The 12,761-nt window shown below is 74.8% G+C and carries 9 protein-coding genes; 4 read left to right on the plus strand and 5 right to left on the minus strand.

Going from position 1 to position 12,761, the window contains the following annotated elements:
- Nucleotides 1-6: 6 nt before the first annotated feature.
- Complete coding sequence (locus tag M8C13_RS45205; protein WP_305884054.1) at nt 7-1,752, minus strand: protein kinase; 1,746 nt, start codon at nt 1,750-1,752, stop codon at nt 7-9.
- A 168-nt stretch (nt 1,753-1,920) separates the two neighbouring features.
- Here M8C13_RS45205 and eccD point away from each other — a divergent pair, with 168 nt between their 5' ends.
- Complete coding sequence (eccD, locus tag M8C13_RS40560) at nt 1,921-3,294, plus strand: type VII secretion integral membrane protein EccD (RefSeq protein ID WP_252486143.1); 1,374 nt, start codon at nt 1,921-1,923, stop codon at nt 3,292-3,294.
- A 1-nt stretch (nt 3,295) separates the two neighbouring features.
- The gene (eccB, locus tag M8C13_RS40565; protein ID WP_252486144.1) at nt 3,296-4,717 is read left to right on the plus strand and encodes a type VII secretion protein EccB; all 1,422 of its coding nucleotides are present in this window, start codon (nt 3,296-3,298) and stop codon (nt 4,715-4,717) included.
- Between the two features lie 158 nt (nt 4,718-4,875).
- Here the strand turns inward: eccB and M8C13_RS40570 are convergent, their stop codons facing one another.
- From M8C13_RS40570 to eccCa, 3 genes are read right to left on the minus strand one after another with little or no spacing between them, the layout of a single operon-like run.
- Nucleotides 4,876-6,312: a hypothetical protein gene (locus M8C13_RS40570; RefSeq protein WP_252486145.1), complete on the minus strand. Its 1,437-nt coding sequence runs from the start codon at nt 6,310-6,312 to the stop codon at nt 4,876-4,878.
- A 10-nt stretch (nt 6,313-6,322) separates the two neighbouring features.
- Nucleotides 6,323-6,628 (minus strand): hypothetical protein, encoded by a 306-nt coding sequence (locus tag M8C13_RS40575; protein ID WP_252486146.1) that lies wholly within the window; start codon nt 6,626-6,628, stop codon nt 6,323-6,325.
- A 21-nt stretch (nt 6,629-6,649) separates the two neighbouring features.
- Complete coding sequence (eccCa, locus tag M8C13_RS40580) at nt 6,650-10,603, minus strand: type VII secretion protein EccCa (RefSeq protein WP_252486147.1); 3,954 nt, start codon at nt 10,601-10,603, stop codon at nt 6,650-6,652.
- 158 nt (nt 10,604-10,761) lie between these two features.
- Between eccCa and M8C13_RS40585 the strand changes: the two genes are divergently transcribed.
- Nucleotides 10,762-11,067 (plus strand): WXG100 family type VII secretion target, encoded by a 306-nt coding sequence (locus M8C13_RS40585; protein ID WP_252486148.1) that lies wholly within the window; start codon nt 10,762-10,764, stop codon nt 11,065-11,067.
- A gap of 13 nt (nt 11,068-11,080) precedes the next feature.
- A complete protein-coding gene (locus tag M8C13_RS40590) occupies nt 11,081-11,386 on the plus strand; it encodes a WXG100 family type VII secretion target (RefSeq protein ID WP_252486149.1) in 306 nt (101 codons plus the stop codon).
- 54 nt (nt 11,387-11,440) lie between these two features.
- On the opposite strand, the gene mycP is transcribed toward M8C13_RS40590, so the two are convergent.
- A complete protein-coding gene (mycP, locus tag M8C13_RS40595) occupies nt 11,441-12,733 on the minus strand; it encodes a type VII secretion-associated serine protease mycosin (RefSeq protein WP_252486150.1) in 1,293 nt (430 codons plus the stop codon).
- Nucleotides 12,734-12,761 lie beyond the last annotated feature (28 nt).

Raw genomic sequence — 12,761 nt, forward strand, 5'->3', positions numbered from 1 at the left:
CACGCCCTAGTTGCGGCAGTCCGCGCCGTTGATGGACTTGGGCTGGCTCTTGTAGACCACGCCGCCGCCGTTGGTGCCCCGGACGTCGAAGCAGTACTTGCGGTTCGGTTCCACCTCACCCTTCCAGGTGGTGGTCTGCTGCGGCGGGAACGTCTTGTTCTCGGTGGCGTTCTCGACGGCCATGCCCACGGCGAAGTACAGCGACTCGCTGCTGCGCCAGTTCAGCTCGACGATGTTGCCGCGCACGATGGGCTCCTCCAGCACGATCTCCACCGGTTTCGCGGAGGTGGTGGGCGCGCTGGCCGGGGCGGGACCGGGGGGCAGGGCCAGTTCGGCGGGGTCGTCATTGATCAGCAGCACCGCGCCCACGGCGAGCACCGCGGCCAGGCCGACGCCGCCGAGGACCAGGCCGGTGCGGCTGGCCGGGCGGTCGGGGCGGGCCGGGCCGGAGATCACCAGCGGGGCGCCGCGCGGCTGGGGCGGGGCGGATTCCGGTGCGATGTCCGGGATTGCGGTCTCTGGCGCAGCGGCGGGGGCTGGGGGCTCCGGTGCGGATGCGGCGGGGCGGCCCGAGGGCGGAGTGGCGGGGTGGCCGGGCGGAGGTGTGCTGGCGGCCTGGATGAGGTGGCCGGACAGCGGAGTGGCCGGGGTGTGGGCTGCGTGGCCGTGTGGTGGCGTGGGCGGGTTCTGGGGGGCGCGGCCCTGCGGTGTGGGCGGGGCTTGGGTCGCGTGGCTGGGCGGCGGTGTGCTCGGGGCCTGGCCCGGCCGCGGGGTGCGCCGGACCTGGGCGACGCGGCCGACCGCCCCGAAGCCGGGGGCCTGGGCGGGGTGGCCGGGCAGGGGGGCGACGGGCCAGTCGGCCTGCCCGGTGGTCAGCCGGTGCGCCTCGGGTGAGGGGCCCGGCACGTAGCCTGCGAAGTCGTCGAACCCTCGTCCCGGCGCCTCCGTGCCCGCGGTCGGCTCTGGCCCGCCCATCCGGTCCAGCCAGCCCGAGACCACCGCCGCCTCGGCCGGGCGCAGCGCCGGGTCCTTGCTCAGCAGCGCGGAGACCACCGCGGTCAGCGCCTCGGGCACGTCCGGTCTGGTCAGCGGCGGCACCGGGGTGCCGAGCACGCGCAGCATCCGCTCGCCCTCCGGTTCGCCGATCGCGCCGGGGTGCGGGGACTCGCCGGAGAGGGCCAGGTGCAGCAGGGCGCCGAGGCCGTAGAGGTCCGAGCGTTCGTCCACGGTGCCGTCGCGGAGGGTTTCCGGGGCGGTGAAGTCGATGCCGGTGCGGTGGTCGCGGGGGTAGGCGCGGCGCAGGGTGAGGCCGAGGTCGGCGAGCACGGGCTCGCCGGTGGGGCGGAACAGCAGGTTGCCCGGGGTGACGCCGCCGTGCACCAGACCGACCCGGTGCGCGGCGGCCAGCGCGGTGGCCACCGCCCTGCCCAGGGCGAGCGCGTCGGGCACCGAGAGCCTGCCGCAGCTGGCCACGAGCTCGCGCAGGGACTGCGAGCACAGCTCCATCCGCAGCGCGGTGCGGCCGTCCGGGGTGTCCTCGACCGCGTCGGCGACCAGCACCGGCGCCCGGTCCCGCAGCCCGGCCAGCTTGGTCAGCTCCCGGTCCAGCTCGGCGCGGGTGCGTTTGGGCAGCTTGGCCGGGAAGACCTTGAGCGCGAACGCCTCGCCGGTGTCCGCGCGCATCCCGGCGTACACCGTGGCCACCGGTCCCTCGCCGAGCGGGACCAGCTCCTGCGGGCCGTTGCCGGACATCCCGGGCTCCCCTCTGTCTCGCACATCATCCGATGCCACCGGTGATGGCCGCTAGCTGCCGACCCGGTTCCCCGGCCGGGCCTTCGCCCAGATCGTAGGAAGCCGGACCACAGGTGCGCGCCGGGCGGCAGGTTGTTGCCGCTGCGGCCAGTGCGAGGAGGTAGGCCGATGACCACGACCGGGCTGGTGCGAGTGACGGTCGCCGCGCCGCACCGGCGCATCGACATGGCGTTGCCCGAGCAGTCCAGCGTCGCCGAGATCGTGCCGGGGCTGCTCCGGCACGCCGGTGAGCACCTCGCTGACGACGGTGCCGCCGACGGCGGCTGGCTGCTGCGGCGGGGCGACGGGTCGGCGCTGGAACTCGGGCGCACGCTGGGCTCGTACCGGATCAGGGACGGCGAGGTGCTGCACCTGACCTCGCGGCGCACCGAGTGGCCGGAGCTGGAGTACGACGACCTGGTCGACGCGATCGCCGACGGCGCGGGCCGGGCAGGCCGGGCCTGGAGCGCGCGGCACACCCGGCTGGCCGGGCTGGCCGTCGGCGGGCTGGTGCTGCTGCTCGGTGTGGCGGTGGTGCTGCGGGCCGGACCGCCCTGGCCGATGCCCGGACTGTGGTCACTCCTGGTGAGTTTGTTGCTACTCGCGGTGGGTGCTACGTTGGCCAGGACCGCGGGAGACGCGGTGGCCGGCGCGGTCTTCGGGGCGCTGGCGCTGCCGTACTCCTTCCTCGGTGGAGCTCTGCTCCTGGCCGGTAGCCACCCGCTGCTGGACCTGGGCGCACCCCAGATCCAGGCGGGTAGCGCGGCACTGCTGTTCGGGGCGGTGCTCGGCCATCTCGGCACGGCGCACGGGTTGCCGGTCTTCGCCGCGGCGGCGACCAGCGGCCTGCTCGGCGTGCTGGGTGGCGTGCTGGCCGGGCTGGAGACCTTCGACGGGGCCCAGGCGGCCGCGATCGTGGCCGGTGCGGTGCTGGCGTTCTCCCCGCTGCTGGCTCCGCTGGCGATCCGGCTGGCCAGGGTGCCGATGCCGGTGCTGCCCCGCACCACCGCGGATCTTGTTCGGGATGATCCGCAGCCGCCGCGACCGGCGGTGTACCAGGCGGTCGCGCGGGCGCACGGGTTGCTGACCGGCATGCTGGTCGGCGCCGCGCTGGTGGCCGTGGTCTGCCAGGTGCTGCTGGTGCGCAGTGGCCGCACGTCCGCGCTGTGGCTGCTGGTGGTGCTCGCGCTCGGGTTCCTGCTTCGGGCGCGGCTGTATCCCGTGCTGTGGCAACGGGTTCCGTTGCTCGGCGCGGGGGTGTGCGGGGTGGTGTGCCTCGCGCTCGGACCGCTGCTGTCCGGGCGGGTGGCCATCGCCGGTGTGGTGCTGCTCGTGGTCGGCGGGCTGGTCGTGCTGGCCGGGCTGCACCACAGCCGTCGCCAGGCGAGTCCGTACCTCGGGCGCTATGCCGAGCTGTTCGAGGTGGCGGTGGTGCTCGCCGTGGTGCCGGTGGTGTGCGCGGTGCTCGACCTGTACGCCTACCTGCGCGGGCTGGGCGGCTGAGATGGCATCCAGTCGCGACCAACTGCAGGCGCACCAGTTCCTGGCCCAGCGGGCGATCTCCGCGCTGGTCACCAGGGAGACCGATCCGGAACAGCCACCGTTCCGGCGACCGAGCGTGTCCGCGTTCGGCAGCATCGCGCTGGCGGTGATCATCCTGGCCGGGTTCGGCGTGTACGGGCTGATCGTGCCGGGCGGCAAGGACGCCTGGCGCACCGGCGACGCGGTGATCGTGGAGAAGGAGACCGGGGCGCGGCTGGTGTACGTGGACGGCAGGCTGCGGCCGGTCACCAACCACACCTCGGCGCTGCTGGCGCTGGGCAAGCACGCGCCGACCATGGACGTCTCGCAGGCCTCGCTGGCCGGGGTGCCGAGGGCGCCGCGGATCGGGCTGCTGGACGTGCCGGACGGGCTGCCGGCCCGGGAACGGGTGCTCGGCGGCGGCTGGAGCATGTGCTCGCAGCCCGCGGTGGACACCACCGGCGCGGCGGTGCACGAGTCGGTGCTGCTGGTCGGCCAGGCACCCGGCGGCGGTCGCGCGCTCGGTGAGTCCGCGCTGCTGCTGGAACCGCCGGAGCAGGGTGACTGGCAGCTGGTCTGGCGCGGGCACCGGCACCGGATCGCCCAGGCCGACACGGCCGCGGTCCGCCTCGCGCTGCGCACCGGGCCGGTGCTGCGGGCCGGGTCGGCCCTGGTGGACAACCTGCCCGCGGGCGCGGAGATCGGCCCGATCACGTTGCGGGACATCGGCAAGCCCAGCACCGCGGTGCCCGGCAAGCCGGACCTGCGGATCGGCCAGCTGGCGCTGGTGCGCACCTCGGGCGAGGTGACCCAGCGGTACCTGGTGGAGGCCGACCGGCTGCGGCCGATCTCGGAGCTGCAGTACGAGATCCAGCGCGCGCACAAGCCCACCGCCGAGGCCCTCGGCGAGGGCGAGCTGAACGGCGTCGCGTTGAGCCCGCTGGCGGTCAGCGGGGCGAAGCTGGCCGCGGTGGAGCCCGCGCGGGCCGGTCAGGCGCCGGAGCGGCGGCCGGAGTTCGTGGGTCCGGCCGCGGGCGCGCCCACGGTGTGCGCGAGCTTCGAACCGGGCGCGGAGGTGCCCACGGTGACGGTGGACTCCGCGCTGCCGCAACGGGATCCGGCGCTGCGCACGGGCAGGCGCACCGATGCCGGCCTGCCGCTGGCCGACCGGGTGGTGGTGTCGCCGGGGTCGGTGGCGCTGGTGGAGGTGATGCCCAGTCCGCGCGCGCCGGTGGGCACGCTGTCGCTGGTGAGCGACCAGGGCCGCAACCATCCGCTGGCCACGCCGGATGTGCTGGCGATGCTGGGGTACGAGGGGGTCCGGCCGGTGCGGATGCCCGCTGGGCTGGTGGCCCGGATTCCGCTGGGGAGTGGGCTGGATCCGCTGGCGGCGCAACGGCCCTGAGGCGCGGCAACGACAACGGCGGCCCCGGACATCGGGGCCGCCGTTCTTGTGCGCCGGGAAAAGCTGTTGCCCGCTCAGTGAAAGGCCGTTGCCTGCTCCGCGAAAAGCCGTTGCCCCGCCCGGGAAGTCCGGGCGGGGCAACGGTTCCGCTGGTCGCGTCAGCGGGGCCGGCGGCGGCCTCGGGGTGGGTCGGGCTGGGTGGTGGCCGGGGCGGCGTCCAGGCCGGGGTTGACGCGCCACATCTCCTCGTCCAGGAGCTCGACCCTGGACGGTTCCTCAGTGCGCCGGCGACGGGTGGTGGTGGGGACCTGGCCGCCGGTCAGGCCGCCGCTGAGCTTGGCGGGGACGCCGGGCAGGCCGCGCTTGACGCCCTTGCCGGGGGCCGTGGTCTTGCCCTGTGCCGCGCCGCTGCCGGGTTTGACCTGGTTGCCGCCGCCCGCGCCGTGGCCCATCGGCGGCATCATCGGTGGGATGCCGCCCGCGCGGGCCGCGTTCGCCGCGTTGGCCGTGCCGGCGGGGCCGGTGGGGCCGGTCGCGGCGGCTGGGGCTTCCGCGGGCGGGGCGAGGTTGGCCGCGGCGCCCATGGTGCGGGAGGCGGGCTGGTGGCCGAGGGCACCGACGCCGCCGACACCACCGAGGGCGGGGATGGCGGGGACCTTGGGGACGCCCGCGCCACCGCCACCGCCACCGCCGCCCTTGGCGCCTGCCAGGCCACCGACGCCGGGGACCGGGGCGATCGGCGGGAGCGGGGGCAGCGGGGGTGGGATGTTCGCCGCCGGGGGGATGTTCGGCAGCGGGGGCGGGGTCGGGATCTTGGGCGGAGCCGGGGGCGGTGGGGTGTCGCCTGCCAGGCCTGGGCCGGTGCCGGGAGGGCCGCCGGGCGCGCCGCCGGGGGGTTCGGCGCCACCGGGCGGTGCGCCGCCGGGTGCGCCGCCCGGTGCTCCGCCGGGGGCGCCACCGGGAGGTGCGGCGCTGGGGCCGCCTGCCGGTCCGCCGGGAGCGCCGGGTGGGCTGCTGGGACCGCCGGGTGCGCCGCCGGGCTGGGCGCCGGGGGCCGCGGGACTGCCGGGCGCGCCTGCCGGGGAGGCGGGGGTGCCTTGCGGGCCGCGCCAGGGGGCGCCCACGGCGCTGCGGGTCGCTTCGGCGGCCTTGGTGAACAGATCGGCCAGTCCGTTCATCTGGACGCCTGCGTTCTGGCTGGCCTGTTTGCGGAGCTTGGCCTCCATCATCGGGGCCTGCGCGAGCGCCTTCTGGAACCACTCCCAGGTCGCCAGCACCCCGTCGCGCACCTGGGGCAGGGCCACGGCGAGGTCGGCCAGGGTGGCGGCCGGTTCGGTGGCGGTGCGCTTGGCCCAGTCGGTCAGCGAGGTCACGCCCGCCTGGACCTGGTCGCCGAAGAGCGCCCCCGCGGCGTCCGGCCAGTGCGGGCTCAGGTCCTGCCCTCGGCCGTGCAGGTCCGGGCCCGCCTGGTTCAGCTGGGTGTGCAGGTCCATCCACATCTTGCGGGCCTGGGTGATCTGCAGGGTCCGGCCGCCCGCGGCCTCAGCCTGGATCAGCTGGACCATTTCTTCGATCTGCTTCGATTCGTAGTTCATGACCTCCCCCTCAGTTCGGCATCTGCCGGGCGCCGGCCAGGTCGTGGTTGCGGTAGTCCTCGGCCGCGCCGCCGGCCAGTTCCCGGTACGCCGCGTATCCCTGGTCGACCGCGGCGGTGAAGGCGGTCACCTTGTCGACCGCGTCGGCGTGCGCGGTGGTGAACGCCGCGCCCTCGTCCATGCCGCCGCCCCCGTTACCGCCGGTGCTGGCGCTCGCCGCGGCGCGCACCGCGGCGAAGTCCGGCGGGCGCAGCTGGTCGGCGAACTCGCGCATCGCGCTGGTCCGCCCGTTGATCTCGTCCTGTGACTCGGACATGCCGTTCTCCCTCTCGTGTGCCTACGCCTCGCCGGGCGGCAGCCAGGCGAGCTGAACCAGGCGGGCCGAGTCGCGTCGGTCGACCAGCCAGCCGCGGCCCGGCGGCAGCTTCTCCGCCTTCAGCCCGCCCAGCAGCGGTCCCTCCTCCTTGTCCCCGGACAACAGGAGTCCGGGGGAGCCGACGTCGCGGAGCCTGGTGAAGAACTGCTCGAACATCGCCCGCCCGGCCCCGCCGGTGCGCCGCGCCAGCACCACGTGCAGGCCGACGTCACGGCCCTGCGGCAGGTAGTCCAGCAACGGCAGCATCGGGTTGTCGTACTGGCTGGCGACCAGGTCGTAGTCGTCGACCAGCACGAAGATCTCCGGGCCCTTCCACCAGCTCCGGGTGCGCAGCTGCTCCGGCGTGATGTCCTTGCCGGGCAGGCGTTCGGTGAGCGCGGTGGCGGCCTCGGTCATCAGCCTGCCGGTGGTGGCCTTGTCGGTGCCGTAGCCGAGCAGGTAGGGCGCGCCGACCTCGCCGAGCAGGCCGCGGCGGTGGTCGATGAGCACGATCCGCGCCTGGTCCGGGGTCAGCGTCTGCTGGATGCGGCGGGCCAGCACCCGCAGGAATGTGGTCTTGCCGGACTCCGGGCCGCCCAGCAGCAGGTGGTGCGGATCGGCCTGGTAGTCCCAGTGCACCGGCCGCAGGTCGCGTTCGGCGATGCCGGTGACCAGCCGGTTGTCCGCGTCCATCGCGACCAGGTCGGCGTAGGCCAGGGTGCCGGGCAGCATCCGCACCTTGGGCGCGCGCGGCCCAGTCCAGGCGCGGGCGGCGCTGGCGACCAGCTCGGCCACCGCGGCTGGCAGGTCGCGCGGGTCGTTGCCGCCGTCGATGCGGGGCAGCGCGAAGAGCAGCTGGTGCTTGCTGGTGCTGACGCCACGGCCGGGCGCGTGCTCGGGCACCGCGGTCGCGCTGGCCCGGTCCACCATCGAGTCCAGCGGATCGCCAAGGCGCAGCTCGATCCGGCTGCCGAACAGGTCCCGCACGTTGGGGCGCAGGTCGAAGGAGCGGCCGCAGCTGGCCAGCAGGTGCACGCCGTAGGACAGGCCGCGGGCGGCGATGTCGGCGACCTGCTCCTCCAGGTCCTCGAACTCCTTGCGCAGCGTGGCCCAGCCGTCGATGACCAGGAACACGTCGCCGTGCGCCTCCTCGGCGAACCGGCCCTCGGCGCGCAGTCTGCGGAACTCGGCCATGCCGTCGATGTCGTGCTCGGCGAAGAGCCGTTCCCGGTGGGTCAGCGCGGTGACCACCTCGGCCACCGTGCGGCGCACCGCGCCCGGGTTCTGCCGCCCGGCCACCCCGCCCACGTGCGGCAGGCCGCTGAGCGTGCCCAGCGTGCCGCCGCCGAAGTCCAGGCAGTAGAACTGGGTCTCCCGCGGGGTGTGGGTCAGCGCCAGGCTGGTGATCAGGGTGCGCAGCGCGGTGCTGCGGCCGCTGTGCGGGGCGCCGACCACCAGCGCGTGCCCGGCCGCGGCGGAGAGGTCCAGCACCAGCTGGTCCCGGCGCTGCTCCAGCGGCCGGTCCACGATCCCGGCCACCGCGAGCAGCCGTCCGGCCAGCCTCTGGTCGGTGACCGCGAGACCGCGCACCGGGTCCTCGACCGGCCGGCCGAGCAGCTGGTCCAGCGAGGGCGACTCGGCCAGCGGCGGCAGCCACACCTGGTGCGCGGCAACGCCTTTGCCCTCGAACCGCTCGACCAGCACGTCCAGCAGGCTCTCCCCGACCGCCTCGTCGGCGTCCTCGGCCGGGGCGGCCACCGGGGCCTGCGCGGGCGGGGCGACGTAAGCGGTGGAGTAGGCCATCAGAGTGGGCGCGCGGTGCCCGGCCGGGTGCGCGCCCGGTTCGGCGCGGCGGTGCACGCCGGAGACGTAGGCCGAGCGGAACCGCACCATCGGCTCGGTGCCGGACTTGAGGAACCCGTGGCCGGGCGCGCGCGGCAGCGCGAAGGCGTCACCGACCCCGAGCACCACCCGGCTCTCCGCCTCGGAGAAGGTGCGCAGCCCGATCCGGTAGGACAGGTAGGTGTCCAGGCCGCGCAGCCTGCCCTCCTCCAGGCGCTGGCTGGCCAGCAGCAGGTGCACGCCCAGCGCGCGGCCGATCCGGCCGATCTGGACGAACATGTCGATGAAGTCCGGCTTGGCCGAGAGCAGCTCGCTGAACTCGTCGCACACCACGAACAGCGTGGGCACCTCCGGCAGCGGCGCACCGGCCGCGCGGGCCTTCTCGTAGTCGCGCAGCGAGGAGAAGTTGCCGGCCGCGCGCAGCAGCTCCTGGCGGCGGATCAGCTCGCCGTTGATGGCGTCGGTCATCCGGTCCACCAGCGGCAGCTCCTCGGCCAGGTTGGTGATCACCGCGCTGGTGTGCGGCAGCCGGTCCAGCTTGGTGAAGGTGGCCCCGCCCTTGAAGTCGATCAGCGCGAAGTTCAGCGAGCTGGGCGGGTGGGTGACCGCCAGCGCGAGCACCAGGGTGCGCAGCAGCTCGCTCTTGCCCGCGCCGGTCGCGCCCACCAGCAGCCCGTGCGGGCCCATGCCGTCCTGCGCGGACTCCTTGAGGTCGATCTCGATCGGCGTGCCGTCGGCGCGCACCCCGAACCGGATCCGCAGCTTGTCCCGGTTCGGCCGCTGCACCCAGGTGCGGGCCGGGTCGAACAGGTACGGGTCGCCGATGTCGAGCAGCTCGGCCAGGCCGAGGGAGGCGCTCAGCGGCTGCTCGCCGCGGCCGCCGTCCACCCCGCGCAACGGGGCCAGCTGCCGGGCCAGGCCCTCGGCGGCCACCGCGTCCAGGTCGTCGGCGGTGCCCAGCTCGGTCTCGCCGTCGATGGTCTCGCTGCTCAGCGCGCCGTCGGCGGCCACCTCCAGCACCACCGCCGCGCGGTCCAGCGCCCTCGGCGGCGCGGTGGTCAGGTCCAGCACGGTGACGCCCTCGACGCCGCCGCCGGTCATCAGGTGGTCCGAGCCCGCGGTGGAGCCGCCGTCGATGACCACCACCAGGTGCGGCATCCCGGTGGGGTGCCCGGCCTCCGGGTCGAACCGGCGGCGCTGGGCGAGCAGGTCCTCCAACAGCGCCTCCACCCCGGCCACGGTCGGCGCGACCAGCCGGAGCGGGCCCAGCGCGTCGGTCTTCTCCGGGTGCAGCGCGTGCGGCAGCCACTTCACCCACTCCCAGTCCGCGCGCTCGTCCCGGCCGGCGCACACCGCGATCCGCAGGTCCTCCGGCGTCTGCAGCACCGCCAGTGAGGCCACCACGGCCCTGGCCAGCCCGACCGTCCGGTCGCTGTCCCCGCGCAGGTGGATCCGGCCGAACCCGGTGACCGCGATCGCCAGCGGCAGCCCGGGAATCGCGGTGAAGGTGCTGATGAACCGGCGCAAGGCCAAGGCGGACAACGGTTCCAGCTGTTCCAGCGGTTTGGTCTCCGGCGCGATCAGGGTGGTGCACAGGCTCTGCGCGCCGACCCCGATCCGGGCCACCGCGAAGTCCGGGTCGTCCCGCCGCCGCTCCCACAGCCGGGAGCTGGCGGCCACCGACCACAGCGCCTGCGGCTCGGGGTGCAGGTAGGCCAGCGCGTCCCGCTGCCGGTGCGCGGTGCGCCGCACCCGCAGCCGCTGCTGGGACAGTCCGCGCAGGTAGGCCCGCCGGGCCAGGCCCATCTCGCGTTTGCTGGGGCCGCCGCCGGTGATGAAGGTCATCACGATCATGCCGATCGCGGCCACGCCGAACAGGCCCAGGATGACGTAGCGCAGCGTGCCGGCCGCCGATCCGGAGAACATCAGCACCGAGGCGCCGAGCACGGCGATCATCGGCAGCATCATCAGCGCCTGCTGCCACTGCCGCCCGGCAGGCGGCGGGATCTCCGGCGGCGCCTCGATGATCAGCTCGCCGGCGGGCAGTTCCGGCGCGGGCCTGCGCTGCGGCCGCCGGACCACGATGGTCGCCACGACAATCCTCCTTCACCGGACTGGGAAATCAGATCGTCCTGGAATGCGCGGTCGCGGAAATGGCCGTGGCAGGAAGGTGCCGTGACCGCCGTGCCGGGGGGTGCCGCGCTTTAGCGTTCGCCAGGCGAATACACCGCCGCGAAAGAGGGGAGCACGGCATGTCCGGGCAAATTCATGGTGCGATCAGCGGAATCGCGCAGACCGGTAGTACCGCGAACAACATCGCGCAGAGCATCGACGGGCACAAGCAGCGGGCGATGTCCCAGGCGGACGCGCTCAGCGGCGCGTGGGAGGGGCAGGCCAAGGTCAGCTTCGACCAGGCGTTCGCGAACTGGGTGACCGGGGTGCAGCGGGTGGTGGCCTCGCTGACCGAGCTGGGCGAGAACGTCACCTTCGCCTCCCGCACCTATGAGCAGCAGGACCAGGATTCCGCCGGTGGTTTCGCCGGTCTGACCACTCACTGAACAGGAGCCGGAAATGGTCGACATCGTTCGCGGAAACTTCGGGCAGCTTGACGGATTCGCCCAGCAGCTGCTCGCCACCATCAACCAGATCCAGTCCGAGATGGACCAGATGGCGCAGGCGGCGGGTATCACCGGCTCGGACTGGACCGACTCCGGTGGTGGCCAGTTCGGCGATGTGCACCAGGCGTGGAAGCAGGTCAGCGAGCAGCGGCAGCAGCTGGTCGAGCAGATCCGCGCCGGGGTGCAGAACACCAACTCGAACCTGCAGACCGCCCTGCAGCAGTCGATCGCCCGGATCGGCAGCACCTCGATCGGCTGACCCGCAAGCGCAGGCCCCGGTCCGCCAGTTCGGCGACCGGGGCCTTTCGCGTGCTCAGCGTTCCGCGGGTGGCGGCGGCAGCAGGAACACCTGCTCGGGCAGCTCCTCCTCGCGGGCAGGCGCGGCGGGCAGCGGATCGGGCAGGCCGGCCGCCCAGCCCCGCCGCCGCCCGCGTGGCAGCAGCGCCGCGACCAGCACCGCCAGCAGCGCCGCGCCGACCGCGGCCGCGGTCCACACCTTGGCCTGCTCGCCCGCGGCCTGCCACCAGGCCCGCGCGCTGAGCAGGTCCGGATCCGGCGTGGGATGGGTCAGCGGCGGCAGCGGAACCGGGGCGGCCGCGGAGAGCACGTCGGTGACCGCGCGGTAGGGGTTGACCACGCCCGCGCCGTAGCCGGGGCTGTCCTTGCCGCCGCGCGCCGGGGTGGCGGTGGCCAGCAGCCGCCTGGTCACCTCGGCCGCGGACAGCTCCGGCCAGCGTGCCCGCACCAGTGCCGCGGTGCCGGCCACGAACGGCGCGGCGAAGCTGGTGCCGGTGAAGTAGGAGTGCCCGCCGGCGCGGGTGGTGCCCAGCACCTTCGCGCCCGGCGCGACCAGGTCGACGAACTCGCCGAGCTGGGAGGCCGGCAGCCGCGCGCCGTCGATGTCGATCGCGCCCACGCCCAGCACCCCGGGATAGGCCGCCGGGTAGGAGGGCCGTCCGACCAGCTGGCTGTCCTGCTGCTGCTGGTTCCCGGCCGCGGCCACCACCAGCACGTCCTTGCTGACCGCGTGCGCCACCGCGTCCCGGATGAGCCCGTTGTCCACCGGCCCGGACAGCGACAGGTTGAGCACCTTCGCGCCCTGGTCCACCGCCCACCAGATGCCGCGGGCCAGCACCGCGGGGTCGATCGCGGCCGCGCCGCCGCCCTCGGTGAGGTCCCGGTCGCTGACCCGCACCGGCAGGATCTTCGCCCCCGGCGCCACCCCGCGGAACCCGGCCTTGCCCGCCCCGCCCGCGGCGATGATCCCGGCCACCGCGGTGCCGTGGGAGACGCAGTCGAAGTTCCCCGGCAGGTTGCCGATGTAGTAGAAGTCCTTGCCCCGCAACACGTTCGCCGCCAGCTGCGGGTGGTCGGCGTCCACCCCGGAGTCCACCACCGCCACCGTCACCCCCGCGCCGTCGCTGACCGGCCAGGCCCGCTCCGGGGTCAGGACCTGTTGCGCCCAGGGCAGTTCCGGGATCTCGGCGCGCGCGGGGGCCGGGTTGTGGCAGGTGCCCGGTGGCGGCGCGGCGTGCGCGAGCCCGCCGGTGAGGCAGAGCGGCGCGGCCGCCGTGAGGATGGTGGCGAGCTGGCGAAGGCGTCCCATTCTGTGATGGTCCGACCCGGCGCGGCGG

Source organism: Crossiella sp. SN42, assembly GCF_023897065.1.
Lineage (GTDB): Bacteria > Actinomycetota > Actinomycetes > Mycobacteriales > Pseudonocardiaceae > Crossiella.

Excerpts from the sequence above, each read along its gene's own strand:
- M8C13_RS45205 (WP_305884054.1), bottom strand. The coding sequence starts at position 1,752 with ATGTCCGGCAACGGCCCGCAGGAGCTGGTCCCGCTCGGCGAGGGACCG.
- eccD (WP_252486143.1), top strand. The coding sequence starts at position 1,921 with ATGACCACGACCGGGCTGGTGCGAGTGACGGTCGCCGCGCCGCACCGG.
- eccB (WP_252486144.1), top strand. The coding sequence starts at position 3,296 with ATGGCATCCAGTCGCGACCAACTGCAGGCGCACCAGTTCCTGGCCCAG.
- M8C13_RS40570 (WP_252486145.1), bottom strand. The coding sequence starts at position 6,312 with ATGAACTACGAATCGAAGCAGATCGAAGAAATGGTCCAGCTGATCCAG.
- M8C13_RS40575 (WP_252486146.1), bottom strand. The coding sequence starts at position 6,628 with ATGTCCGAGTCACAGGACGAGATCAACGGGCGGACCAGCGCGATGCGC.
- M8C13_RS40585 (WP_252486148.1), top strand. The coding sequence starts at position 10,762 with ATGTCCGGGCAAATTCATGGTGCGATCAGCGGAATCGCGCAGACCGGT.
- M8C13_RS40590 (WP_252486149.1), top strand. The coding sequence starts at position 11,081 with ATGGTCGACATCGTTCGCGGAAACTTCGGGCAGCTTGACGGATTCGCC.
- mycP (WP_252486150.1), bottom strand. The coding sequence starts at position 12,733 with ATGGGACGCCTTCGCCAGCTCGCCACCATCCTCACGGCGGCCGCGCCG.